The organism is Klebsiella sp. CN_Kp075 (assembly GCF_040065055.2).
GTDB lineage: Bacteria > Pseudomonadota > Gammaproteobacteria > Enterobacterales > Enterobacteriaceae > Klebsiella > Klebsiella aerogenes.
Map to the genome: position 1 here is coordinate 4,834,414 of NZ_CM198050.1, position 26,428 is coordinate 4,860,841.

Sequence of the window (26,428 nt, forward strand, 5' to 3'; positions counted from 1 at the left end):
TCACAGGCATAAGAATTTAAAATTTCCTCAGAAAAAATGTATGGAATAATTTATTCATTCGTTACTGTTTTGTATCAGTCGGGGCTTCCTATGCACACCGCCAGCACAACATCAGCGGCGCAAAAACGCGCGCTGATCGCCGGTTCTATCGGTAACTTTATTGAATGGTACGAGTTTGCGGTCTATGGCTTTCTGGCGACCGTAATTGCAAAAAACTTCTTCCAGTTGAACGGGGAAGCGCCGCTGACCGGGCTGATTCTGACTTACGCCTCTTTCGCGATTGCGTTCTTCTTTCGCCCGCTGGGCGCCATCGTTTTTGGCCGTCTTGGCGATCGTATTGGTCGCAAGCCGACGCTGATTATCGTGTTGGTACTGATGACGCTCGCCACCACGGCAATCGGGCTGGTACCGGTTTACGCCAGCATCGGTATTGCGGCGCCACTCCTGCTGACCGGATTACGTATTCTGCAGGGGTTGTTTGCCGGCGGCGAGTATGGAGGAGCGGTATCGCTGATGACCGAGTTCGCCCCTAAAGGTAAACGCGGTCTGTATGGCGCATGGCAATCTTTTACCGTGGCATTAGGGTTGCTGGCAGGCGCAGGCGTGGTCGCGCTGATTTCCGCCGTACTGAGCCCCGAAGCGCTGCATGACTGGGGCTGGCGAATTCCCTTTTTCCTCGCCATACCGATGGGCATCGTTGCGCTATGGCTACGCGTTAAAATGGAAGAGACGCCGGGCTTTTTACGCCAGCAGCAGACTACGCCGCCTGCGGAAACCCGCGCCAGTTGGCGCCAGACGCTCAAAGCGATTTTCACCGGCATTGGCCGGCTGATGGTATGGTCGGCGGCGGGTTATACCTACCTGGTGATCATGCCCTCGTACCTCCAGTCCGCGCTGCACACCGGTTTTAATCAGGCGCTGCTGATTGCGGTGATCTCCAACATTGGCTTCGCCATCACCATCTTGCCTGCCGGGATGCTCAGCGATCAGTGGGGACGTCGGCGGGTGATGGTCGCGGCTGCGGTATTGCTGCTGGTACTGGCGCTGCCGCTGCTGAAAATATTGCAGGCGGAAAGCAGCACGCTGCTGGTGAAAGGTATCGTGGTGCTGATTGCGGGTGGACTGGTGGGGATTCTGGCCGGGCCTGGGCCGGCGATGCTGGCGGAGATGTTCCCTACCAGGGTGCGTTATACCGGGCTGGGGTTAGCCTATTCGCTATCAAATGCCGTGTTTTCCGGCTGCGCCGGATTGATCATTACCGGCCTGATTAAACAGACCGGTAATCTGGATATTCCGGCGTACTACGTGATGGCGACGGCCGTCGTCAGTATAGCCGCGCTAATGACGCTCAATAAGAACGACCATCTGCGCGCGCTGGACGACTAACCCGCCGCGCCAGCGGCGGCTTAGCTGCGCTGGCGCACCGCTTCAAACAGGCAGATACCGGTGGCGACAGAGACGTTCAGCGAAGAGACGCTACCCGCCATCGGGATGCTGATCAGTTCATCACAATGCTCGCGGGTCAAACGACGCATACCTTCACCTTCCGCGCCCATCACCAGCGCCATCGGGCCGGTCATTTTGCTCTGGAACAGCGTATGGTCGGCTTCGCCGGCAGTACCGACAATCCACACGTTTTCTTCCTGCAGCAGACGCATAGTACGCGCCAGATTGGTGACGCGGATCAGCGGCACGCTTTCCGCCGCGCCGCAGGCGACTTTTTTCGCCGTAGCGTTGAGCTGAGCGGAACGATCGCGCGGCACGATCACCGCATGCACGCCTGCGGCGTCGGCGCTACGCAGGCAGGCGCCGAGGTTGTGCGGATCGGTGACGCCGTCGAGGATCAGCAGGAACGGTTGATCGAACTGCGCCAGCAGATCCGGCAGATCGTTTTCCTGATACTGACGTCCCGGCTTCACGCGGGCAATGATGCCCTGATGCACCGCGCCTTCGCTTTTCTCATCGAGGAACTGGCGGCTGGCAACCTGAATCACCACGCCCTGCGCTTCAAGGGCATGGATCAGCGGCAGCAGACGCTTATCCTCACGGCCTTTCAGAATAAAAACTTCCTGAAAACGCTCAGGGGCGCGTTCCAGCAGTGCCTGCACCGCATGGATGCCGTAAATCATTTCACTCATTGATGTACTCGTTTTAGGTTCTGTTATCCGTTCCCTTCACCCCGTTCTGCGCCAGCAGACTTCAGGGCGAAGGGACGTCAATCACTCGGCGATCTTCTTTTTCGCCGCGCGCTTGGCTTTGGTTGCCGCGGCGATTTTCTGCGTTTTCGCCGACGGTTTTTTCGCTTTCTTTTCGCCTTTCGGTTTGGCTTTAGCTTTCTCTTTTTCCTTACGGAAGGCGCTATCTGGCTCGAAGTTTACCTGCTTGCCTACCTGACGACGACGGCCGCCGCCGTTTTTACCCGGCGCGCCCTTCTTCGCTTTTTCGCGTGCGGTTTTGCCAACATTACGCGGACCGCGTTCGCTGGAAATCAGGCTGAAATCAATCTTACGCTCATCCATATTGACCGCTTCGACGCGCACTTCCACGCGGTCGCCCAGGCGGTAAGTCTGGCCGCCGGACTCGCCAATCAGCCGCTGCCCGACCTGGTCGAAGCGATAGTAGTCATTATCCAACGAGGAGACATGTACCAGACCATCGATAAACAGATCGTTCAGGCGGACGAAGAAGCCAAAGCCGGTGACGCTTGCGATCACGCCGGAGAAGGTGTTGCCCACCTGATCCTGCATGAAGTCGCACTTCAGCCAGTCTGACACTTCGCGCGTCGCTTCATCGGCGCGGCGCTCGGTCATCGAGCAGTGCTCGCCCAGCTGCAGCATCTCTTCCATGCTGTAGTGCCAACCGCCGGTCTCGGTGCTATTGCCTTTATGTCCCTGCTCTTTCGCCAGTAAATACTTAATAGCGCGATGCAGCGACAGGTCAGGATAACGACGGATCGGCGAGGTGAAGTGCGCGTATGACTGCAGCGCCAGGCCGAAGTGGCCGCGGTTTTCCGGATCGTAGACCGCCTGCTTCATGGAACGCAGCAGCATCGTCTGCAGCATTTCCGCATCCGGGCGATCGGCGATGGAAGTCAGCAGCTCGGCGTAATCGCGCGGCTCCGGTTTGTTGCCGCCCGGCAGCTCCAGCCCCAGCTCCGCCAGCACGGTGCGGAAGGCGGTAATCGCTTCGGTGCTTGGCTTATCGTGAATACGGAACAGCGCTGGCTCCTGCGCTTTCTCAACGAAACGCGCCGCGGAGATGTTCGCCAGAATCATGCACTCTTCGATCAGCTTGTGCGCATCGTTACGCTGAGTCTGTTCGATACGCTCGATACGACGCTCGGCGTTGAAGATGAATTTAGCTTCTTCACTTTCAAATGAGATACCGCCGCGCTCTTCACGGGCGCCATCCAGCACCTTATAGAGGTTATGCAGCTCTTCAATATGCTTCACCAGCGGCGCGTAGTGTTCGCGCAGCTCTTGATCGCCCTGCAGCATATGCCAAACCTTGGTGTAGGTGAGACGGGCGTGAGAGCTCATCACCGCTTCATAGAATTTAAAGCCGGTCAGGCGACCTTTTGACGAGATCGTCATTTCGCAGACCATACACAGGCGATCGACCTGTGGATTCAGCGAGCACAGGCCGTTGGACAGCACTTCCGGCAGCATCGGTACGACCTGCGAAGGGAAGTAGACTGACGTCCCGCGGCTGCGCGCTTCGCCGTCCAGCGGCGTACCGGGGCGCACGTAGTAACTCACGTCGGCGATAGCCACCCACAGACGCCAGCCGCCGCCGCGTTTTTTCTCGCAGTACACCGCGTCATCAAAGTCGCGGGCATCTTCGCCGTCAATAGTAACCAGCGGTAGAGAGCGCAAATCAACGCGCCCGGCTTTCGCCTCTTCCGGCACCTGCTCTTTGAGGCCGGAGACCTGTTTTTCCACCGCCGGCGGCCAGACGTAAGGGATCTCATGGGTACGCAGCGCCATATCAACGGCCATGCCGGTGCCCATGTTGTCGCCCAGCACTTCAACTATTTTGCCGACCGCCTTGGTACGACGGGTTGGACGCTGGGTCAGTTCGACCACCACCACGTAACCCATGCGGGCGCCCATGATCTCTTCAGGCGGGATCAGGATATCGAAGCTTAGACGGCTGTCGTCCGGCACCACGAAGCCCACGCCGGCATCGGTGAAGTAACGGCCGACGATCTGGCTGGTTTTCGGCACCAGCACGCGAACGATGCGCGCTTCGCGACGGCCCTTACGGTCCGCGCCCAGCGGCTGGGCCAACACCTGGTCGCCATGAATACACATTTTCATCTGCTCAGATGAAAGATACAGGTCGTCTTTGCGCCCTTCGACGCGTAAAAAGCCGTAGCCGTCGCGGTGGCCAATAACGACGCCTTTGACTAAATCGAGACGTTCCGGCAGGGCATAGCACTGACGGCGAGTGAAGACCAGCTGGCCATCGCGTTCCATTGCCCGCAGGCGGCGACGCAGCGCTTCAGTTTGTTCTTCGCCCTCAATATTTAACTCAATCGCCAGCTCGTCACGGCTGGCCGGTTTTTCACGTTTGGTTAAATGTTCGAGGATAAATTCCCGGCTCGGGATGGGATTCGCGTACTTCTCAGCTTCGCGTTCCTGGAATGGGTCTTGTGACATATCGGTTCCTCCGTTGTCATCTCCGATGAAAGTCTGACTGCGTTTTACGCCGCCGCTTTGTGGGTTCTCTTTACGCTGCGGCGCAAATCATTCAGCGCTTTTCTTCCACCAGTAATAATTTATATAGCGGTTGATTCTTTTCAACCAAATCGGCCAGCGTGTAGTTATCCAGTTCCTTCAGGAAACTTTGCGCGGCTTCGGCAAGTGCCTGTTTCAGGCGACAAGCGGGAGTAATGTGGCAAAATTCGCTGCTGCAATTCACCAGCGATAGCGGCTCCAGATCGCGCACAACATCACCCACGCGAATCATTTTAGCCGGCTTGCCAAGGCGAATCCCCCCATTCTTTCCCCGCACGGCCGTCACATAGCCAACACGGCTTAACTGATTGATTATTTTGACCATATGATTACGGGAAACGCCATAGACATCCGTCACCTCGGAAATACTGGTCATTCGGTCATCCGGCAACGACGCCATGTAAATCAGCGCGCGTAATCCGTAATCGGTGAAACTCGTTAACTGCACATCAACCTCAGGGTAAGGGGAAAGCGGTGAATCCGCGGGTATTAACTCTATTGATGATAAACCAGCCAGCGCTCAGGCCGCTAATTTATTTGAAATGGGGCGGGCGAACTGCAAAAACAAGGGCGCCCGAACGGCGCCCCTGGATGATGATTACGCGTCGAACGGATCGCGCAGAATCATAGTCTCAGTACGGTCAGGACCGGTAGAGATGATATCAACCGGCACGCCGGTCAGCTCTTCAATACGCGCGATGTAGTTCAGCGCTGCCTGCGGCAGGCCGCTACGCTCTTTCACGCCGAAGGTGGTTTCGGACCAGCCCGGCATGGTTTCGTAGATAGGCTCGATACCTTCCCAGTTGTCGGCAGCCAGCGGAGTGGTGGTCACTTCACGGCCGTCCGGCATACGGTAACCGACGCAGATTTTCACTTCTTTCAGGCCGTCAAGGACGTCCAGTTTGGTCAGGCAGAAGCCGGACAGGGAGTTAATCTGCACCGCACGGCGTACCGCGACAGCGTCCAGCCAGCCGGTACGACGACGACGGCCGGTAGTGGCGCCGAATTCGTTACCCTGCTTGCACAGGAACTCGCCGGTTTCATCAAACAGCTCGGTCGGGAACGGGCCCGCGCCTACGCGAGTCGAGTAAGCTTTGATGATACCCAGAACGTAATCCACATAACGCGGGCCCAGGCCGGAACCGGTCGCCACGCCACCCGCGGTGGTGTTGGAGGAAGTTACGTACGGATAGGTACCGTGGTCGATATCCAGCAGCGTGCCCTGCGCGCCTTCGAACATCACGAAGTCGCCGCGCTGACGCGCCTGATCGAGTAGATCGGAAACGTCAACGACCATGCTGGTGAGGATGTCGGCAATCGCCATCACATCGTCCAGCACTTTCTGGTAGTCAACCGCTTCTGCTTTATAGAAGTTCACCAACTGGAAGTTGTGATATTCCATCACTTCTTTCAGTTTGTCAGCGAAGGTGGCTTTATCAAACAGGTCGCCAACGCGCAGGCCGCGACGGGCGACTTTATCTTCGTAAGCCGGGCCGATACCGCGACCGGTCGTACCGATAGCTTTCGCGCCACGCGCTTTTTCACGCGCTACGTCCAGCGCGACGTGATAATCGAGAATAAGCGGGCAGGCTTCAGAGAGCAGCAGACGCTCACGAACAGGGATACCACGGTCTTCCAGACCTTTCATCTCTTTCATCAGCGCAGCCGGAGACAGCACAACACCGTTTCCGATGATGCTGGTTACATTCTCACGGAGAATACCTGATGGAATAAGATGGAGGACGGTTTTTTCACCGTTGATTACGAGAGTATGGCCTGCGTTATGGCCACCCTGGTAGCGCACAACATATTTAGCCCGTTCTGTCAGGAGATCGACGATCTTCCCTTTACCTTCGTCACCCCATTGGGTGCCCAGTACGACGACGTTGTTACCCATTTTTTCAAAATCACCGTTTGCTTAAAAATGGATTCTACCATCGCTTTTTCAGAGTTACAGCACTTTTTGCACTCAAAATGAGGTTAATCCGATTATTTTTTGATCAGCCAATCGATTTCCTCAACATGTAGTAGATGACAATGCCAGCCACCACAAGACCGCCGCCAAAGCGACGCAATAAATTATCCGGCAGTTGGCTCATTGTCGCTACCATCTTGCGCCAGGCGCGGGGATAAAGCAGTGGGCCAAGACCTTCGAGAACTAAAACCAGCGCCAGTGCCAGCCAAATTGTTGCATTCATTATTGATGACCCTTATAGAAAAACAAAACCGCCGCCAGTTGGCGCCGGTGAGTATTACCGCAAACCCTTTTTCTTTCTTCACATTCTCCGGCATTTCAAAGGCAATATGAAACCACTAGCTGAGAGAAAAATCACAATCTATGGCATGAAAAAAGGCGCCTCTTGCAAGGCGCCTTCTGATTTCACACTGACCCGGCTTATTTACGCACGGAATCCGGTGACTTCATGTAACGGAAGAAATCGCTATCCGGGCTGAGGACCATCACGTCCTGGTTGCTCTGGAAGCTCTTCTCATAAGCGCGCAAGCTACGGATAAAGGCATAGAAGCCCGGATCCTGACTGAATGCATCGGCAAACAGTTTTGCCGACTCGGCATCGCCTTCACCGCGCAGAATACGCCCTTGACGCTCGGCTTCCGCAAGGGTCTTGGTCACTTCATAGTCCGCGGTAGCGCGCAGTTTTTCCGCTTCTTCCTGACCTTGTGAACGATGGCGACGAGCAACCGCTTCACGCTCGGCGCGCATACGGTTGTAGATCGCTTCAGACACTTCAGCCGGCAGGTTGATCTGCTTGATACGTACGTCAACGACTTCAATACCCAGCGCCGCCATACTGTTCGGGTTGATCACCTGAACCTTACCGTTAGTTTCAGCTTCTACACGCTCTGCCGCTTTAGCGATAGCGTCATCGGCTGCCGGCGTCGAGACTTCATCTTCTGTACCAGCAGAACCGGAGTTCAGCGCATCACGCACCTCCAGGGTCAAACGACCGCGGGAATCAGTCACGATGTCTTTCACGTCCAGACGACCAATCTCAGAGCGCAGACGGTCAGAGAACTTACGCTTCAGCAGAACTTCGGCCTGGGAGACGTCGCCGCCGCCGGTCGCCAGATAGTAACGACTGAAGTCACTGATGCGCCACTTGATATAGGAGTCGACGATCAGATCTTTCTTCTCTTTGGTAACAAAGCGGTCAGCCTGGTTGTCCATGGTCTGGATACGCGCATCCAGCATTTTCACGGATTCAATAAACGGGATCTTGAAGTGCAGACCCGGCGCATACACCAGCGGCTTGTTCTCATCGTCGCGCAGAACTTTGCCGAAGCGCAGCGTAATGCCGCGCTCGCCTTCTTTCACCACGAAGACAGACATGTAGAGCACTACCAGCACGACGACAATGATCGCGATAACAGATTTACGCATCGTTATTCCCCCTGACGCTGGTAGTCGTTACGCTGCGCGTTGGCGCGGCGTTGGTCCATAATGGTACCCCCGGTTGAACTCGAGGTTGATGAGGTGCTGGCGCTGCTTGAGCTGGACGCAGGCGGCAGGCGCAGCAGATCGCTTGCGCCACTGCTATCGCTCTTTGCCGGCGCGCCGGTGGCGCCTTTCAGCATCTGATCCAATGGCAGAACCATCAGGTTGCCGCCCTTGCTGTCATTAACCAGCACTTTGCGGGTATGGCTCAGCACTTTTTCCATGGTTTCGATATACAGACGCTCGCGGGTAATTTCCGGCGCGGCTTTATATTCCGGCAGGATCTTCGCAAAGCGAGCGACTTCACCCTGCGCTTCCAGTACGGTCTGGGTTTTATACGCACGCGCCTCTTCGAGGATACGCTGCGCCTGACCGTTAGCACGCGGCTGAACTTCGTTGGTATAGGCTTCCGCTTCGCGGATGTACTGCTGCTCGTTCTCACGCGCGGCAATGGCATCATCAAACGCGGCCTTCACCTCTTCCGGCGGACGCGCCGTCTGGAAGTTGACGTCCAGCAGGGTGATACCCATGTTGTACGGACGAATGGTCTCTTCCAACTCGCGCTGGGTATCGCTACGGATAACGGTACGACCTTCGGTCAGGATACGGTCCATGGTGTACTTACCAATGACGCCGCGCAGGGCGCTGTCGGTGGCCTGACGCAGACTATCGTCGGCGCTGGTCACGCTAAACAGGTAGCGCTCCGGATCGGTCACCCGGTACTGTACGTTCATCTCAACGCGCACGACGTTCTCATCGGAAGTCAGCATGACGCCGGATGCTGCCAGTTCACGAACCGACTCGACGTTCACCGCTTGCACATTATCGACAAAGGTTGGCTTCCAGTTCAGACCTGGCTCAACCAGATGACTGAACTTGCCAAAGCGTGTCACCACACCACGTTCCGCTTCCTTGATGGTATAGAAACCGCTGGCTGCCCAGATAATCACCGCCGCTGCAGCAACGATGCCGACAATGCGCCCACCCATTGGACCGCGCGGGCCCTGAGTCACATTACCGCCACCCTGGCCGCCTTTACCGCCGCCGAGACCGCCAAGTTTTTTGCTTAACTTGCGGAAGATATCATCCAGATCGGGCGGCCCCTGATCGCGACCGCCTTTGTTGCCATTTCCCTCAGAGTTGCCGCCATTTTTGCTGCTTCCCCACGGGTCGCGGTCCTGTCCGTTATTACCGGGCTGATTCCACGCCATGTATATGCTCCATATTTGTTTTTGATATCCCCACAGGGGTTAATATCTTCAGGCCAGGTCAAACCACGTAGTCGACCAACGCAGGCTCTTGTTTGCAGAGGCGACGCCAGTCCACGATGGGCATGCGCACTTGCAGGCTTACGCTGCCGTCATCCTCCATCCACTCTTTTTCTATCGCCTGAAGCTGATAGAAACGGCTTCTCAGGCGACCTTCCTGCGGCGGTAAGCGCAGCGTATGCTGCGCCACTTCGCCGGAAAGACGCTCTGTTAACGCCTGAAAAAGCAGTGGTACGCCAATCCCGGTCTGGGCGGAGAGCCAGACCCGAATCGGTTTATTCTCTTCATCCCGATCGATGCGCGGTTCAAAATCGTCAAGCACATCGATTTTGTTCATCACCAGCAATGACGGAATTTCATCGGCCTCGATTTCAGCAAGGACCGTATTTACTGCATCAATATTTTCCTGCACGCGGACATCCGCGGCATCAATGACGTGCAGCAGCAGCGTCGCCTGACGCGTCTCCTGCAGCGTCGCTTTAAACGCCGCCACCAGATCGTGCGGCAGATGACGAATAAAGCCTACGGTGTCTGCCAGTACCGTTTCGCCGACGTCGGTGACGTTAATACGGCGCAGCGTCGGGTCCAGGGTGGCGAACAGTTGGTCCGCGGCATAGACTTCCGCTTCGGTTATCTGGTTGAACAGCGTTGATTTTCCGGCGTTGGTATATCCCACCAGCGAGACGGTAGGGATATCGGCCTTGGCGCGTGACCGCCGACCTTGCTCGCGCTGTTTTTCTACTTTTTCCAGTCGCGACAGGATCTGCATAATACGGTTACGCAGCAATCGACGGTCGGTTTCGAGCTGGGTTTCACCCGGTCCGCGCAAACCAATCCCGCCCTTCTGCCTTTCAAGGTGGGTCCAGCCGCGTACCAGACGCGTGGCCAGATGGCGCAGCTGCGCCAGCTCAACCTGCAGTTTCCCTTCGTGGGTACGCGCTCGCTGGGCAAAAATATCTAAAATCAGACCGGTGCGATCGATAACCCGGCATTCGCATAGCTGCTCCAGGTTACGTTCCTGGGCCGGACTCAAGGCATGATCGAACAGCACGACCGAGGCGCCGGTCGCTTTTACGGCTTCCGCAATTTCAACAGCCTTACCTTCACCTACAAAATACTTCGGGTGCGGTGCTTTACGGCTACCGGTAATCACCTGCATTGCTTCGACACCGGCGGAAGAGACCAGGGATTCAAACTCCTGGAGATCCTCCATATCTTTGTCTTGCGAAAAATAGATGTGTACCAGTACCGCCTGCTCACCGGCATCATAACGGTCAAACAAGCGTAAACCCCTTATAAAATACCAGCGGGGAACGCAGAAAACCTGGCTCCCCGACGTGGAAAAACAGCATTAGCCTTATTCGGCGTCGTCGCTGTCTTGCTGCGGCGCAGAAGAACCTTGCGCGCTACCACCGTGGTGATAGTTGCTTGCACCGCCGCCAGCATTATTGCTGTGGTGAGACACCGGGCGGGACGGGACAACAGTAGAAATTGCGTGCTTATAGACCATCTGACTGACCGTGTTCTTCAACAGGATCACGAACTGATCGAAAGACTCAATTTGCCCTTGCAGCTTAATACCATTCACCAAATAAATAGAAACCGGAACACGTTCCCGACGCAAAGCGTTCAGGAACGGATCTTGTAAAGATTGCCCCTTAGCCATTCTCTCTTTTCCTTATATGTATGCTTGTTTTGTACTCAGAACCTTACGATTCTTAAAAAAATTACGCACGATACCGTTCAATTGTACACGTTCAGTTCTGGCTAGCACCAACAACCTGTAATACTTTGTTGAGCGCTTGTTCAGGTTGCTCACTGTCTAACCAGTGAACATCTTCCCAACCGCGCAGCCAGGTGACCTGACGTTTAGCTAACTGTCTCGTCGCGCAAACACCTCGATAAACCATTTCATCATACGGGACCTCGCCTTCAAGGTATGACCACATCTGGCGGTATCCGACACAACGAATGGAAGGCATATCCGTATGCAAATCTCCACGGGCAAATAGCGCCCGCACTTCTGCTTCAAAACCTGAAGCCAACATCTGATGAAAACGCTGCTCAATGCGTTGATGTAGCAGTTCACGGCTCGCCGGGGCGATGGCGAACTGATGCACCTGATACGGCAGAGCCTCTCCTGACGTTTGCGTCAGTTCAGTTAAAGTTTTACCCGAAATGAAAAAAACTTCCAGTGCTCGGGAAAGTCTTTGCGGATCATTTGGATGAATACGCGCGGCGGCCACGGGATCGATCTCCTGTAACTGCCGGTGCAATGCGTGCCACCCCTGCTCTGCCGCTTGTTGCTCAATTCTGGCCCTGACTGCGGGATCCGCCGAAGGCAGCGGCGATAACCCTTCCAACAACGCTTTGAAGTACAACATCGTCCCGCCGACCAACAGCGGGATGCGTCCGGCGGCGACGATATCCGCCATTTCCGCCAACGCATCGCGACGAAAATCCGCCGCCGAATACGACTCTGCCGGATCAAGAATATCCAGCAACCGATGCGGCGCAGCGCTAAGCTCCGCGGCATCGGGTTTGGCCGTGCCGATATCCATTCCTCGATAGATGAGGGCGGAATCGACGCTAATCAACTCTACGGGCAAAACTTTACGCAAGGCGATAGCTAATGCGGTTTTACCGGAGGCCGTCGGCCCCATTAAAAAAATTGCCTTAGGCAGGCTCGCCTCAGTTACATCACTCATCTTTCAGGGCTGTCATTGCCGAATGTAAATCAACAGGTTGTAACAGACCACCCGGCGGCGCTTTAATCAGCTGCGGACATAAACGCTCAACGTCCGCCAGAACCGAAATCGCCTGCGCCATGCTCCACTGCGCGTGCTCGCTCGCCAGATTACGCGCTGTCCATTGGGCGATGTCGCCGACGTCGAATGCCGTTAGCTGCGCCAGGTAGCCTATCAGTTCAGGAATCAAGATTTGTAAATTTTGTTGTCTTAAGGGTAAAGGCACCGCGCGGACCGTCACGTGCTGGGAATCTGCTTGTAAATCGATACCCAATTCCGCCAGCGCCGGCTGCGCCTTTTCCAACGCTTTGCGTTCTGCTTCACTCACTTTAAGACGCAGCGGGATAAGCAGCGGCTGCGCGCAAACCGCTTCCGCGCCCGGCGTAAGTTGCGCCTGACGTAGCCAGCGTTCCGCCACCGGCAGCGCCAGCAACGCCAATGTGCCGCCGCGCTCAAGCAGCGCGCAATCGCCGCCGATAATAGTTAGCACCCGGCCAAAGCTTTGGCTGTGGGCTGCCAGACTTTCCGCAGGCGTCGGCGCAGGTTGTTTTTTTTCCGCCGCCGGGGTTTGCAGCAGTTGACGATAAAGCGCTCCCTGCTGTTTCTGATAGCCAGGCTGGGCGTGCGGCCAGCTGGCGCCGCCTGAGCTATAGCCGCCGCCGGCGGCGGCAGGTTCCCGCGGCGCGCGAGTATCATAACCAGGCGCCGCCGGTTCCCGGGCAGGCGATGGGCGAGCGAAATGGTTCGCGCCCGCCGCTACGCGGTTCTCCGGCACCTGCCGCGGCGCGGGCGCTTCGTCTTCTTCCGCCAGCGGCGCATCAAGCTGCTGCTGAAGCACGCTCAGTACGCCCTGATAGATAAAGTCATGAACCAGCCGTGATTGATGGAAACGCACTTCGTGCTTCGCCGGATGCACGTTGACATCAACCTGATGCGGGTCAATCTCCAGATACAGCACAAACGCCGGCTGCTGGTCAGCGCCCAGTTTATCTTCACAGGCCTGGCGAATAGCATGGTTGATCAGCCGGTCGCGCATCATACGCCCGTTAACGTAACAGTACTGGATTTCCGCTAACGCCGGATTAGTATGCAACGGGTCGGCAACCCAGCCACGCAGCGTCAGATCGCCATGCTGCCACTCAATGGCCAACGCGTGCTCCAGAAACGCCGCGCCGCAAATCGAGCCGAGGCGGCGCTCGCGCGGGCCGCCTTCCGCCACGGCACGATACTGGCGCATCATTTTGCCGTTATGGCTGAGATTAATCGTCACATCAAAACGCGCCAGCGCGATGCGGCGGACGATTTCATCAATATGATTAAACTCGGTTTTTTCGGTGCGCATGAACTTACGCCGCGCGGGGGTGTTGTAAAACAGATCCAGCACTTCCAGCGTGGTGCCAATCGGATGCGCCGCTGGTTTCACCGTTACCGCCTGGTCTCGACCTTCAGCATAGGCCTGCCAGGCTTCCTGCTGCTCCGCGGTACGCGATGTCAGCGTCAGGCGAGCGACGGAACTGATACTGGCCAGCGCTTCGCCGCGAAAGCCAAGACTGATGATCGCCTCAAGGTCATCCAGCGAAGCGATTTTACTGGTGGCGTGACGAGCCAGCGCCAGCGCCAGTTCGTCTTTTTTAATCCCGCAGCCGTTATCGCGAATACGGATAAGCTTCGCGCCGCCGCGTTCAATATCAATGTCGATACGGGTCGCGCCGGCATCAAGGCTGTTTTCGACCAGCTCTTTCACTACCGACGCCGGACGTTCCACCACCTCGCCAGCGGCAATCTGGTTGGCGAGTTGCGGCGGCAGGACCTGAATCGGCATGACCTTCTCCTTAGTTAATCAACGACCCGCCAGGCGAACTGGCGCTGGCGGTTTGCGCAGCCGTGCCGCGCGGCGCTGATTGCAGCGGGTGCTGCATATAATAGTTACGCAGCCCTTTATAAATCGCCTCTGCAATCTGCTGTTGGTAATCATCGCTACCCAGCAGGCGCTCTTCGCCGTTATTACTGATAAAGCCGGTTTCGACAAGGATCGACGGAATATCCGGCGAGCGCAGAACGCCAAGGCTGGCGTGCTCCGGACGGCGTTTATGCAGATTGCCGATCCGCTGCAGCTGGCTCAGTACATCGGTTGCCACATCATAACCGACGCGCTGGGAATGGCCGAACTGTAAATCCAGTACCGCCTGGCTCAGATAAGGATCCGACTGGCTATTCGCCAGCACGTCGCCCGCGCCGCCCAGGAGTTCCGATTGTTTCTCATGCTGTTCAAGCCAGCCGGCCATTTCGCTGTTAGCGCGGCGGTTAGAGAGCACCCACACCGATGCGCCGGTCGCGTCGCGATTCGGAGCCGCATCAGCATGGATAGAGACCAGGAAATTAGCGTTTTGTTTCCGCGCCACGTCCGAACGCCCCATGACCGAGATGAAGTAGTCGCCATTACGGGTCAACACCGGTTTAAACTGCGGATCGTCGTTAAGCAACGCTCGCAGTTTATGGGCGATAGCAATCGTGACGTTTTTCTCTTTGGTGCCGCCAGGCCCGATAGCGCCAGGATCCTGGCCGCCGTGCCCGGCATCAATAGCGATAATAATCTTATCGTCAGAAGAGACGGTACGCGCCGCCGGACGGGTAATAGTCTGGTTGTTGGTCATCGCCGGCTGACTGCTGGTCACCACCGTGGTTCTGTCGCTGCCTGAGCTTTTAAACGGATTGCGCGGCGGCTCGCTCGGACGCGGCGACACTACCGGCGCTTCGACCCGCTTCGCTACCACTGGCGGCGGCGGAGGTGGCGGCGGCACATCGGCATTAATGGTAAAGACGACGGTATAGTTAGCGCCGTTTTGCTGCTTCACCGCCCGCGTTTTACCATCTTCCGTCAGATCGACCAACAGACGCAGAGATTGCGTATCCTGAGGCGAGCCGGAGCGAATGCTTTTGACCAGGTTATTACCGCTAAACTGCAACGGCAGCCCCTGAAGCACCCCGGTTTGTTTGATATCCAACGCCACCACGCGCTTACCTTGCGGGGTGAAGGAATATTCGGGATCGCCGACAAAACTTAGCGTTATGCGGGCCTGCCGATCGCCGTTTGAGACCTGGATATCGGATAAACTTGCCGCGGATGCCTGAGTGCCGAACAGCATCAGAGCGGCGGCCAGCCAACTGGTTATACGATACTTCATCCCGTCATCCTATAGGCTAAATGGCTAAACGCGCCAATAAAGACTCACCCAATGAAGAGACCGCCGTTACGCGCGCCTCACGCCCTTGCGCCTGGTAATCCAGGTGAATTTCGACATCCGGGTCAGGCAGTACACCCGCGCCTTGTTGTGGCCATTCCACCAGGCAGATGGCATCGTTAGCGAAGTAATCGCGGATCCCCATAAATTCGAGCTCCTCAGGATCCGCCAGGCGGTACAGGTCGAAGTGATACACCATCAGATTTTCGAGGGTGTAAGGCTCTACCAGCGTATACGTTGGGCTTTTGACATTGCCGCGGTGGCCAAGGGCCTGTAGAAAACCGCGGCTGAAGGTGGTTTTACCCGCGCCTAAATCGCCATACAGATAGATAACCGTCGCGCCGCTACAGGCCTGCGCTACGCGGTTGCCAAGGTCTAATGTCGCCTGCTCGTCGGGTAAAGGAATCACACGGTTAATCATGGTCTAGGTCAATCACATCCGGGTTAACAACACGCCTTAGCGTGCAAAAAAGATCGGTCGCCAGCATCCCGCGGGCACCATCTCTGGCGGCCAGCCGGTCTGCGGCTTCGCCGTGCGCCACGCAGCCTGCGCAAGCGGCATCATACTGGGTCAGCCCCTGTCCCAACAGCGCGGCGATAATGCCGGTGAGCACATCGCCCATCCCGCCGCTGGCCATTCCGGGATTACCGGCATCAATGATACCGATTTCGCCCGCGTCATTCGCCACTACGGTTCCTGCGCCTTTTAGCACCACCACGCCGCCATACCGTTTTACCAGACGCTGTACAGAATGTAAGCGATCGCTTTCAACTTCTGCCACGCTGATATTCAATAAACGGGCGGCTTCGCCAGGATGCGGGGTTAACACGCGATTGTGACGTTTATCGGGATTGATTGCCAGCAGGTTCAACGCGTCGGCATCCCAGACCATCGGTTTGCGAAAATTCTCTACCTGTCGCAGCGCCGCTTTACCCCACTCGCTTAGCCCAAGACCGGGACCAATCGCTACGACATCCGCCCACTCCAGGCTTTCGGTAAGAGAGTCACCGTTCAGCTCATGGACCATCAATTCCGGCCTGGCAGTCACAATGCCCGCGATATTTTCCGCCCTGGTCAGCACACGTACTAAACCCGCGCCGGCACGTAGAGCGGCCTCACCCGCCATACGAATGGCGCCAGCGGTGCCGCGATCGCCGCCAATAATCACCAGCCGACCATGCGAACCTTTATGCGACGTCGGACGACGCGGCGGCAGCCAGCCTGCCAGCTGCGCCGCGGAAAAACGGCGAATAGCGGTGTTTTGCCCGGCAAGCCAGCGCTCCAGGCCGAGCGCATGATGATGTAAGCGCCCGACAACGTCGCGGGCATTACCGGTCAGCAGACCGGGTTTTAGCGCGATAAACGTCAGGGTATGGGCGGCGTGGATCGCCGCGCCAGGCGTCGCGCCGGTTTGCGCGTTCAGCCCGGAGGGAATATCAAGCGCAATAACCGGCGCGGGGTAGGCGTTCGCCAGTTCAATCAGCCCGGCGACATTAGCGCGCGGCGCGCTATGCAGGCCGGTGCCGAGCAGCCCGTCAATAATCAATGAGATATCATCCGGCCAGGCGCTATCGGCGGCGTGGATGACGCCGCCGGCATTGAGCCACTCTTCCCGTGCGGCCTGCGCCTCTTCCGGCAGCGGCTTATCGCTTTCCAACGCCAGTAGCGTTACCACGATGCCCTGCGCCTGCGCCAGCCGCGCGACCACGTAGCCGTCGCCGCCGTTATTGCCGTGGCCGCAGAGGATTAACCAGCGCTGGCTGGCGGGATAAAGGCTGCGGGCCAGCTGGAACGCCGCCTCGCCGGCGCGGCGCATCAGTTCAAAAAGCGTCAGCCCGAGACTATCCGCCGCCTCTCTTTCCGCCTGGCGCAGCGTCTCCGCTGACCATACGATGTGTGGTATACTGTCAGGGTTTTTCGTCATTGTATGGTCCATCATGTCACAGCCCCTCGATCTCAATCAGTTAGCGCAACAAATCAAACAATGGGGCACCGAGCTTGGCTTCCAGCAGGTTGGTATTACCGATACCGATCTCAGCGCCAGCGAACCTAAGTTACAGGCATGGCTGGATAAACAATACCATGGCGAAATGGAATGGATGGCTCGCCACGGCATGATGCGCGCCCGGCCGCATGAACTGCTGCCCGGTACGCTACGCGTGATTAGCGTGCGTATGAACTATCTGCCCGCCAATGCTGCTTTCGCCAGCACCCTGAAAGATCCCGCGCTGGGTTACGTTAGCCGTTATGCCCTGGGGCGTGATTATCATAAGCTGCTACGTAACCGCCTGAAAAAACTTGGCGAGATGATTCAGGAACAGTGTGCTTCGCTCAATTTTAGACCGTTTGTCGATTCCGCGCCTATCCTGGAGCGGCCCATCGCTGAAAAAGCGGGGCTTGGCTGGACAGGTAAGCACTCACTTATCTTAAGCCGCGACGCCGGATCGTTTTTCTTCCTCGGCGAATTGCTCATCGATCTTCCGCTGCCGGTAGACCAGCCGGTTGCCGAAGAGTGCGGGCGCTGTGTCGCCTGTATGACTATCTGCCCGACCGGCGCCATCGTCGAGCCCTATACCGTCGACGCGCGGCGCTGCATCTCTTATCTGACCATCGAGCTGGAAGGCGCCATCCCGGAAGAATTTCGTCCGCTGATCGGCAACCGTATTTACGGCTGCGATGATTGCCAGTTGATTTGTCCGTGGAACCGTTTTTCGCAGCTTACCGATGAAGAGGACTTCAGCCCGCGTAAAGCGCTACATGCGCCGCAGCTGATTGAGCTGTTCGCCTGGAGCGAAGCCTGGTTCCTGAAAGTCACCGAGGGGTCGGCGATACGTCGTATCGGCCACTTACGCTGGCTACGCAATATCGCCGTCGCGATCGGTAATGCCCCGTGGAATGAAGCCAATCTGGCGGCGCTGGAAAGTCGCCGAGGTGAGCACCCACTTCTCGATGAACACATTGAATGGGCGGTTGCGCAGCAGATCGAAAAGCGAAATGCCAACGTTGTCGAAGTGCAGTTGCCGCAGAAACTACGCCTGGTCCGGGTGGTCGAGAAAGGATTGCCGCGCGACGCCTGATTCATTCACAGGCTGTGAATAAAAACAAAAACACATTGCGTTTCAACGGGCAGACGTACGTCAAGTGATCGAATTAACAGTTTGAAATGAAATTTAAATGTTAAATTTCAATCAGATACAACAATACTATTTACAAAGTGAAGCATTTGTCGCGCAGTCAGCCAAACGACAGCCTGTGGATAACTCTGTTTACAGTATTTTGGGATAGGCAATGAAAATCATCCCCGGCGCGATTTCGCACTGTGGATAAATTGGATAAAGGAAGAAATTTGGAGCGGGAAACGAGACTCGAACTCGCGACCCCGACCTTGGCAAGGTCGTGCTCTACCAACTGAGCTATTCCCGCTTACATCGGTTTCCAATTTACCTGCTGGTAACCTGAAAACTATGCTTTGGTATGGTGTGTCTTTCAAATTTTGGAGCGGGAAACGAGACTCGAACTCGCGACCCCGACCTTGGCAAGGTCGTGCTCTACCAACTGAGCTATTCCCGCTTACATCGGCTTTCAATCTACCTGCCGGTAGCCTGAAAACTATGTTTTGGTATGGTGCTGCTTTCAAATTTTGGAGCGGGAAACGAGACTCGAACTCGCGACCCCGACCTTGGCAAGGTCGTGCTCTACCAACTGAGCTATTCCCGCGTTACTGCTTTTTTGCCATATTTCGATGGCGTCGTAATTTGCATTTCTGCGTCGTTACGGGAGGCGCATTATACGAGAATTCGATTCACCTGCAACCCCCTGGCGAGCACTTTTTTTCGTTTTTTGTTTGAATGGACATTTTCTCGCCACACAGCCCACTGAATTGTATAAATAACCGCCATAATTAGCAAAATATCTTTTTCCCCCCGCGCGAATGGCGCAAAATCGCCCGCATGACACCGCGGTGGCTATCCGCGAAAAGGTCCACCATGACGACTATCAGGGATTCAGAATGAAAAAAGCGCTTTCCGTCCTGCTGCTGACCACATCGATTATCGGAACGGCTTCCGCCGAGACGCTCCATTTTGGCACCACAACCGCCAATCCGCCGTTTGAGACCGTCAAAGGCAAAGGTCAACCTACGGGTTTTGACATTGATTTGGCCAATGCGCTGTGTAAACAGATGCAGGCGGAATGCAAATTCACGCCGCAGCGCTTTGATACCCTCATCCCGGCGCTACGCTTTAAAAAGTTCGACGCTATTATTGCCGGCGTTGAAGTATTGCCGATGCGTGAAAAGCAGGTTGCCTTCAGCCAACCTTATCGCCAGGAGCTCTCCGGAGTGGTAGTCACGGCAAAAGACGCCGCCCACGGGTTTGCCGACCTGCAGGGTAAAAAGCTCGCCGTCGTCAAAGGTAGCGTCCACCAGCGTTATCTACGCGATAAACAAAAAGGCATTCAAACCGTCGCCTTTGGCAACGATAGCGACGCGCTGGCGGCGTTGAAAAGCGGCGAAGTCGACGGCGCGATCGGCGATTTAGCGACGATGGACCAGTGGCTGGCGGATAATCCTGATTACGCCGAGATGAAAGAGCGCGCCACCGACCCGGCCTACTACGGCAAACAATATGCGATCGCGGTACGCAAAGACGACCCGGAATTGCTTAAGCAGATTAACGACGCGCTGGAGGCAGTGAAGGCGTCGCCGGAGTTCCAGCAGATGGAACAGAAATGGTTTAAGTAAGGCAGCAAAAAGAACGGGGCCATGTCGGCCCCGTTTACGCTTCAGAGCTTAATAAAATGCTCGCGATAGTAAGCCAGTTCGGCGACGGATTCGCGGATATCGTCCATCGCCTGGTGAGTGCCCTGCTTTTTAAAGCCATCGAGGATTTCCGGCTTCCAGCGGCGCGCCAGCTCTTTCAGGGTGCTGACGTCGAGATAGCGATAATGGAAGTAAGCTTCCAGTTCCGGCATATATTTGAACAGGAAGCGGCGGTCCTGACCGATGCTGTTGCCGCAAATTGGCGATTTTCCCGCCGGCACCCACTGCTTGAGAAACTCAATAGTGGCCAGTTCCGCTTCGCGGTCGCCCACGGTACTGGCCTTCACGCGATCGACCAGCCCGCTGCCGGTATGAGTGCGCACGTTCCATTCGTCCATTAGCGCCAGCTGAGCATCAGACTGGTGCACGGCAATGGTCGGGCCTTCTGCCAGAATATTAAGATTCGCGTCGGTGACCAGGGTGGCGATTTCGATAATGCGATCGCGCTCGGGATCCAGCCCCGTCATCTCAAGATCGATCCAAATCAGGTTGTTTTCATCTGCACTCATGCTATTTTCCACCCTTCTTGCGTGACTATATTCATCTAAAATAGCGTGTATCATAGAGGTTTTGCCCCATCAGGGCGACCAGGAGCCAGTTCGATTGAGTAAAAATAAGCTCTCCAAAGGCCAGCAGCGCCGCGTCAAGGCCAACCACCAGCGCCGCCTGAAAACGACTTCGGAGAAGGCCGACTACGATGACAACCTGTTTGGCGAGCCTTCTGAAGGTATCGTCATCAGCCGTTTTGGTATGCATGCCGATGTCGAATCCGCGGATGGCACGACCCACCGCTGCAACATTCGCCGGACCATTCGTTCCCTGGTGACCGGCGACCGCGTGGTCTGGCGGCCAGGTAAAGACGCCGCCGACGGGGTCAACGTCAAAGGTATCGTCGAAGCGGTACATGAACGCGCCTCGGTGTTAACGCGCCCGGACTTTTACGACGGCGTGAAGCCTATCGCGGCAAATATCGACCAAATCGTCGTGGTTTCGGCCATTTTACCCGAACTGTCGCTCAATATTATCGATCGCTATCTGGTGGCCTGCGAAGCGCAGAATATCGAACCGCTACTGGTACTGAATAAGATAGACCTGCTGGACGATGACGGCATGGCCTTCGTCAACGAGCAGATGGATATCTATCGCCAGATCGGTTATCCGGTATTGATGGTGTCCAGCCATACTCAGGACGGCCTGAAGCCGCTTGAAGAGGCGCTGACCGGGCGCATCAGCATCTTTGCCGGCCAGTCCGGGGTGGGTAAATCCAGCCTGCTGAACACGCTGCTGGGACTGCGGGATGAGCAAATCCTGACGAACGACGTCTCCGATGTGTCAGGGCTCGGCCAGCACACCACCACCGCCGCGCGTCTTTATCACTTCCCGCACGGCGGCGATGTGATTGACTCTCCGGGCGTGCGCGAGTTCGGGCTGTGGCATCTTGATGCGGAACAAATCACCAACGGCTTTGTCGAATTCCATGATTATTTAGGCCATTGCAAGTATCGCGACTGCAAGCACGACACCGACCCAGGTTGCGCCATTCGCGAAGCGGTAGAAAAAGGCGCTATCGCTGAAAGCCGTTTCGCCAACTATCACCGCATCCTGGAAAGTATGGAACAGGTGCAGGTAAAAACGCGTAAAAGCTTTTCATCAACCGACGACTGACATTTAAGCTGTCGTCGCTATACGTACTCGCTTTGCCAGCAAGACGGCGCGGATACAATTCGCTGAAGTTTACGTATAGAATCGTCCCCCTTTTCAGTACCCCGCGCCAAAGCGGGGTCAGGAACGACAATTAACGGCCTGGAGGCTACCTTGTTAAACTCGTTTAAACTCTCACTGCAATACATTCTGCCTAAACTGTGGCTCACCCGCCTCGCAGGCTGGGGGGCAAGTAAACGAGCAGGCTGGCTGACTAAACTGGTTATCGATCTGTTCGTCAAATACTACAAGGTCGATATGAAAGAGGCGCAGAAGCCGGATACCGCCGCTTACCGCACCTTCAACGACTTCTTCGTCCGCCCGCTGCGTGATGACGTTCGCCCGCTCAACACCGATCCCAACGTACTGGTGATGCCGGCTGACGGCGTTATCAGCCAGCTTGGCGCTATCGAAGATGACAAAATTCTGCAGGCCAAAGGCCACAATTACACCCTGGAGGCCCTGCTGGCAGGTAACTACCAGATGGCCGACCTGTTCCGTAACGGTAGCTTCGCCACCACCTACCTGTCACCGCGCGATTATCACCGCGTGCATATGCCGTGCAACGGCATCCTGCGCGAAATGATCTACGTTCCGGGCGATCTGTTCTCGGTCAACCACCTGACGGCGCAAAACGTACCGAACCTGTTTGCCCGCAACGAGCGCGTCATCTGCCTGTTCGATACTGAATTCGGTCCAATGGCGCAGATTCTGGTGGGCGCAACGATTGTTGGCAGCATCGAGACCGTCTGGTCCGGCACCGTGACGCCGCCACGCGAAGGCATTATCAAGCGCTGGACCTGGCCTGCGGGCGAAAGCGAAGGCTCCGTTGCGCTGTTGAAGGGGCAGGAGATGGGGCGCTTTAAGCTGGGCTCAACGGTGATTAACCTGTTTGCGCCAGGCCAGGTGAAGCTGGTTGAACAGCTGCAAAGCCTGTCAGTCACCAAAATCGGCGAACCGCTGGCGACGGCCGTAGAAGCGGACATATCCGCGGAACCTGCGCCGTTGCCGGAAGAAGAAATCCGCGCCGAACATCGCGCCAGCCCGCTGGTTGACGACAAACAAGACGAAGGTTAATTCCTGACGACAAAGGGTTACGCCGTGCGCCTGATATACACTTTTCTGTTGGCCTTGAGCCTCAGCTTCGGGACGTACGCAGCGACGGCCCCGGACGTCAAACAAATCACCCAGGAACTGGAACAGGCGAAGGCGGCGAAACCCGCCCAGCCTGAAACCGTTGAGGTCCTGCAAGCCGCGTTGAATGCGCTGGAAGAGCGCAATGCCTCCGTTGAGCGTGCTCGCCAGTACCAGGATGTCATCGATAATTTCCCCAAACTGTTTCAAACTCTCCGCACCCAGTTAGCGAATGTCAGCGAAACGCCGCACCAGGTACCTACCGCCCTCACCGCCGACGCGCTGAATCAGGAGATCCTGCAGGTCAGCAGCCAGCTTCTGGAAGCCAGCCGCCAGGCGCAGCAGGAGCAGGATCGGGCGCGGGAAATTGCCGACTCTCTCAACCAATTGCCTCAACAGCAAACCGACGCCCGCCGCAAGCTTAACGAAATTGAACGCCGCGTCGGCGCGCAGCCCGGCAATACGCCGCTGGCGCAGGCGCAAAATCTCGGCCTGCAGGCGGAATCCGCGCGTCTGAAAGCGCTGGTCGACGAGCTGGATCTGGCCCAACTCTCCGCTAACAACCGCCAGGAGCTGTCGCGCATCCGCTCTGAGCTGGCGCAGAAACAGAGCGAACAACTCGATGCCTACCTGCAGGCGCTGCGCAATCAGCAGAACAGCCAGCGCCAACGCGAAGCGGAAAAGGCGCTGGAGAGTACCGAGCTGTTGGCGGAAAACAGCGAAAACCTGCCGCCGGGGATCATTGACCAGTTCAAAATTAACCGCGAGCTGTCGCAGGCGCTCAACCAGCAGGTCCAGCGCCTTGATCTGGTTGCCTCGCAGCAGCGGCAGGCAACCAATCAAACGCTTCAGGTGCGCCAGGCGCTGAACACCCTACGCGAACAGTCGCAGTGGCTGGGATCATCGAATCTACTCGGCGAAGCGCTTCGCGCCCAGGTCGCCCGTCTGCCGGAGCGCCCGCGCCCGCAGCAACTGGATACTGAAACGGCCCAGTTGCGCGTGCAGCGCTTGCATTACGAAGACCTGCTCAGCAAACAGGCGCAGCTACGGCTGATTCGCCAGGCCGACGGCGAACCGCTTACCGCGGAACAAAACCGCATCCTGCAGGCGCAACTACGCACCCAGAGCGAACTGCTTAACTCGTTGCTGCGCGGCGGCGATACCCTGCTGCTCGAACTGACGAAACTGAAAGTCGCCAACGGCCAGTTAGAAGACGCGCTGAAAGAGATTAACGAAGCAACCCACCGCTATCTGTTCTGGACCTCGGACGTCAGCCCGATTGGCTTCTCCTGGCCGCTGGAAGTAGTGCAGGATCTGCGTCGTCTGATCTCGCTTGATACCATCAACCAGCTCGGCAAGGCCAGCGTCATGATGCTGACCAGCAAAGAGACGCTGTTCCCGCTGTTTGGCGCGCTGGTGCTGGTGGGCTTCAGTATCTATTCGCGCCGCCACTTTACCCGCTTCCTTGAGCGCTCCAGCGCGCGGATCGGCAAGGTGACTCAGGATCACTTCTGGCTGACGCTGCGTACCGTGTTTTGGTCAATTCTGGTGGCATCTCCGCTGCCGGTATTGTGGATGACGCTCGGCTATGGATTGCAGGCGGCCTGGCCCTTCCCGCTGGCGGTCGCCATTGGCGACGGCGTGACCGCCACCGTGCCGCTACTATGGGTGGTGATGATTTGCGCCACCTTTGCCCGGCCGAATGGATTGTTCATCGCCCACTTCGGCTGGCCGCGCAACCGCGTCGCCAAAGCCATGCGTTACTACCTGATGAGCATCGGGTTGATCGTACCGCTGATTATGGCGCTGATCATGTTCGATAATCTCAACGACCGTGAATTCTCGGCCTCTCTGGGCCGCCTGTGCTTCATGCTGATATGCGGCGCGCTGGCGCTGGTTACCTTGAGCCTGAAGCACGCCGGGATCCCGCTGTATCTTGATAAAGCGGGCGACGGCGAGAACATGGTGAACCGTCTGCTGTGGAACCTGCTGCTAGGCGCGCCGCTGATCGCGATGCTGGCGGCGGCAGTGGGCTATCTTGCCACCTCGCAGGCGCTACTGGCGCGACTGGAAACCTCGGTCGCCATCTGGTTCCTGCTGTTGGTGGTCTACCATATCATCCGCCGTTGGATGCTGATTCAGCGTCGGCGTCTGGCCTTCGATCGCGCCAAACACCGCCGGGCAGAAATCCTCGCCCAGCGCGCCCGCGGCGAAGAAGATACCGCCCACTCCACCAGCACCGAAGGCTCGGTCGAAGCGGAAGTCAGCGAAGTCGACCTCGACGCCATCAGTACCCAGTCCCTGCGCCTGGTCCGTTCGCTGCTGATGCTGATAGCCCTGCTGTCGGTGATTATCCTGTGGTCGGAAATTCACTCGGCATTCGGCTTCCTCGAAAATATCTCGCTGTGGGACGTGACCTCCACGGTACAGGGCGTCGAAAGTCTTGAGCCCATTACCCTCGGCGCGGTATTGATCGCCATTCTGGTGCTGATTATCACCACCCAGCTGGTGCGCAATCTCCCGGCGCTGCTGGAACTGGCGATTCTGCAACATCTGGATTTGACGCCGGGTACCGGCTACGCCATCACCACCATCACCAAATATCTGTTGATGCTGATCGGCGGACTGGTTGGCTTCTCGATGATTGGTATTGAGTGGTCGAAACTGCAGTGGCTGGTGGCGGCGCTCAGCGTCGGTCTAGGTTTTGGTCTACAGGAGATCTTCGCCAACTTTATCTCCGGCCTGATTATCCTGTTTGAGAAACCGATCCGTATCGGCGATACGGTCACTATCCGTAGCCTGACCGGTAGCGTGACGAAAATAAATACCCGCGCCACCACCATCAGCGACTGGGACCGTAAAGAAATCATCGTGCCGAACAAAGCGTTCATCACCGAACAGTTCATCAACTGGTCGCTGTCGGATTCGGTCACCCGTGTGGTGTTGACTATCCCGGCGCCCGCGGAGGCCAATACGGAAGAGGTTACACAGATTCTGTTGACCGCCGCTCATCGCTGCTCGCTGGTGATTGATACCCCGGCGCCGGAAGCGTTTCTCGTTGACCTGCAGCAGGGGATTCAGATTTTCGAGCTGCGTATTTACGCCGCCGAGATGGGCCACCGTATGCCGCTGCGTCATGAGCTGCATCAACTGATTCTTGCCGGTTACCGCGCGCACGGCATCGACATGCCGTTCCCACCGTTCCAGATGCGTCTGGAAAGCCTGGATGGTCTGCGCAGCAGTCAGCCGCTGAACTCAGCGGGTAAAAGCAGCCGTACCCCAGGAAGTTTGTAAGCACTAACTAGCCCGGTGAGCGATTCACC

The 26,428-nt window shown here is 56.8% G+C and carries 21 protein-coding genes and 3 tRNA genes; 6 read left to right on the forward strand and 18 right to left on the reverse strand.

Annotated features, from left to right (window positions below):
- Positions 1–90 precede the first annotated feature (90 nt).
- Positions 91–1,386: an MFS transporter gene (locus tag ABLV78_RS22985; protein WP_047046281.1), complete on the forward strand. Its 1,296-nt coding sequence runs from the start codon at positions 91–93 to the stop codon at positions 1,384–1,386.
- Positions 1,387–1,406: 20 nt separating this feature from the next.
- Here ABLV78_RS22985 and rlmB read toward each other — a convergent pair whose 3' ends face one another.
- From rlmB to nnr, 14 genes are all read right to left on the reverse strand, one after another.
- Positions 1,407–2,138 carry a 23S rRNA (guanosine(2251)-2'-O)-methyltransferase RlmB gene (gene rlmB, locus ABLV78_RS22990; protein ID WP_015704174.1) on the reverse strand — a complete coding sequence of 244 codons (732 nt, stop codon included), beginning with the start codon at positions 2,136–2,138 and terminating at the stop codon, positions 1,407–1,409.
- Between the two features lie 81 nt (positions 2,139–2,219).
- On the reverse strand, positions 2,220–4,661 hold the full coding sequence (rnr, locus tag ABLV78_RS22995; RefSeq protein ID WP_045396877.1) for a ribonuclease R: 2,442 nt from the start codon (positions 4,659–4,661) through the stop codon (positions 2,220–2,222).
- Between the two features lie 91 nt (positions 4,662–4,752).
- Complete coding sequence (gene nsrR, locus ABLV78_RS23000; RefSeq protein ID WP_045379682.1) at positions 4,753–5,187, reverse strand: nitric oxide-sensing transcriptional repressor NsrR; 435 nt, start codon at positions 5,185–5,187, stop codon at positions 4,753–4,755.
- A 150-nt stretch (positions 5,188–5,337) separates the two neighbouring features.
- Entirely contained in the window at positions 5,338–6,636 is a 1,299-nt protein-coding gene (locus tag ABLV78_RS23005; protein ID WP_045396875.1) for an adenylosuccinate synthase, read from the reverse strand.
- 103 nt (positions 6,637–6,739) lie between these two features.
- Entirely contained in the window at positions 6,740–6,937 is a 198-nt protein-coding gene (locus ABLV78_RS23010; protein ID WP_015368629.1) for a DUF2065 domain-containing protein, read from the reverse strand.
- A gap of 197 nt (positions 6,938–7,134) precedes the next feature.
- Complete coding sequence (gene hflC, locus ABLV78_RS23015) at positions 7,135–8,139, reverse strand: protease modulator HflC (RefSeq protein WP_015368630.1); 1,005 nt, start codon at positions 8,137–8,139, stop codon at positions 7,135–7,137.
- A 2-nt stretch (positions 8,140–8,141) separates the two neighbouring features.
- The gene (gene hflK / locus ABLV78_RS23020; protein WP_015368631.1) at positions 8,142–9,404 is read right to left on the reverse strand and encodes an FtsH protease activity modulator HflK; all 1,263 of its coding nucleotides are present in this window, start codon (positions 9,402–9,404) and stop codon (positions 8,142–8,144) included.
- Positions 9,405–9,462: 58 nt separating this feature from the next.
- Positions 9,463–10,743, reverse strand: a complete 1,281-nt coding sequence (gene hflX / locus ABLV78_RS23025) for a ribosome rescue GTPase HflX (RefSeq protein ID WP_032713510.1) — start codon at positions 10,741–10,743, stop codon at positions 9,463–9,465.
- A gap of 75 nt (positions 10,744–10,818) precedes the next feature.
- Entirely contained in the window at positions 10,819–11,127 is a 309-nt protein-coding gene (gene hfq / locus ABLV78_RS23030) for an RNA chaperone Hfq (RefSeq protein ID WP_045396870.1), read from the reverse strand.
- A gap of 91 nt (positions 11,128–11,218) precedes the next feature.
- A complete protein-coding gene (miaA, locus tag ABLV78_RS23035; protein ID WP_032706712.1) occupies positions 11,219–12,169 on the reverse strand; it encodes a tRNA (adenosine(37)-N6)-dimethylallyltransferase MiaA in 951 nt (316 codons plus the stop codon).
- Complete coding sequence (gene mutL / locus ABLV78_RS23040; RefSeq protein ID WP_047046285.1) at positions 12,162–14,030, reverse strand: DNA mismatch repair endonuclease MutL; 1,869 nt, start codon at positions 14,028–14,030, stop codon at positions 12,162–12,164. Before mutL ends, miaA begins: the two co-directional genes overlap by 8 nt.
- A gap of 10 nt (positions 14,031–14,040) precedes the next feature.
- Positions 14,041–15,393 (reverse strand): N-acetylmuramoyl-L-alanine amidase AmiB, encoded by a 1,353-nt coding sequence (gene amiB / locus ABLV78_RS23045; RefSeq protein WP_032715470.1) that lies wholly within the window; start codon positions 15,391–15,393, stop codon positions 14,041–14,043.
- Between the two features lie 16 nt (positions 15,394–15,409).
- Positions 15,410–15,871, reverse strand: coding sequence for a tRNA (adenosine(37)-N6)-threonylcarbamoyltransferase complex ATPase subunit type 1 TsaE (gene tsaE / locus ABLV78_RS23050; RefSeq protein WP_032715469.1), 462 nt, complete (start codon positions 15,869–15,871; stop codon positions 15,410–15,412).
- Entirely contained in the window at positions 15,864–17,375 is a 1,512-nt protein-coding gene (nnr, locus tag ABLV78_RS23055; RefSeq protein ID WP_165430619.1) for a bifunctional ADP-dependent NAD(P)H-hydrate dehydratase/NAD(P)H-hydrate epimerase, read from the reverse strand. Before nnr ends, tsaE begins: the two co-directional genes overlap by 8 nt.
- A 13-nt stretch (positions 17,376–17,388) precedes the next feature.
- On the opposite strand from nnr, the gene queG reads away from it, so the two are divergent.
- Entirely contained in the window at positions 17,389–18,528 is a 1,140-nt protein-coding gene (queG, locus tag ABLV78_RS23060) for a tRNA epoxyqueuosine(34) reductase QueG (RefSeq protein ID WP_045396859.1), read from the forward strand.
- Between the two features lie 270 nt (positions 18,529–18,798).
- Here queG and ABLV78_RS23065 read toward each other — a convergent pair.
- The 3 genes from ABLV78_RS23065 to ABLV78_RS23075 form a co-directional block, all read right to left on the reverse strand.
- Positions 18,799–18,874, reverse strand: a tRNA-Gly gene (locus ABLV78_RS23065).
- 71 nt (positions 18,875–18,945) lie between these two features.
- Positions 18,946–19,021 (reverse strand) — tRNA-Gly (locus tag ABLV78_RS23070).
- Positions 19,022–19,092: 71 nt separating this feature from the next.
- Positions 19,093–19,168: transfer RNA gene (locus ABLV78_RS23075), tRNA-Gly, on the reverse strand.
- A 292-nt stretch (positions 19,169–19,460) separates the two neighbouring features.
- On the opposite strand from ABLV78_RS23075, the gene ABLV78_RS23080 reads away from it, so the two are divergent.
- Positions 19,461–20,192, forward strand: coding sequence for an arginine ABC transporter substrate-binding protein (locus tag ABLV78_RS23080; protein ID WP_047046396.1), 732 nt, complete (start codon positions 19,461–19,463; stop codon positions 20,190–20,192).
- 41 nt (positions 20,193–20,233) lie between these two features.
- Here the strand turns inward: ABLV78_RS23080 and orn are convergent, their stop codons facing one another.
- On the reverse strand, positions 20,234–20,779 hold the full coding sequence (gene orn, locus ABLV78_RS23085) for an oligoribonuclease (protein ID WP_015704162.1): 546 nt from the start codon (positions 20,777–20,779) through the stop codon (positions 20,234–20,236).
- Positions 20,780–20,873: 94 nt separating this feature from the next.
- Between orn and rsgA the strand changes: the two genes are divergently transcribed.
- The 3 genes from rsgA to mscM all read left to right on the forward strand — a co-directional run bounded on the left by rsgA (position 20,874) and on the right by mscM (position 26,399).
- A complete protein-coding gene (gene rsgA / locus ABLV78_RS23090; protein WP_015368642.1) occupies positions 20,874–21,935 on the forward strand; it encodes a small ribosomal subunit biogenesis GTPase RsgA in 1,062 nt (353 codons plus the stop codon).
- Between the two features lie 150 nt (positions 21,936–22,085).
- Complete coding sequence (gene asd / locus ABLV78_RS23095) at positions 22,086–23,048, forward strand: archaetidylserine decarboxylase (RefSeq protein ID WP_045396393.1); 963 nt, start codon at positions 22,086–22,088, stop codon at positions 23,046–23,048.
- A gap of 24 nt (positions 23,049–23,072) precedes the next feature.
- Positions 23,073–26,399 (forward strand): miniconductance mechanosensitive channel MscM, encoded by a 3,327-nt coding sequence (gene mscM / locus ABLV78_RS23100; RefSeq protein WP_047046293.1) that lies wholly within the window; start codon positions 23,073–23,075, stop codon positions 26,397–26,399.
- Positions 26,400–26,428: the final 29 nt, after the last annotated feature.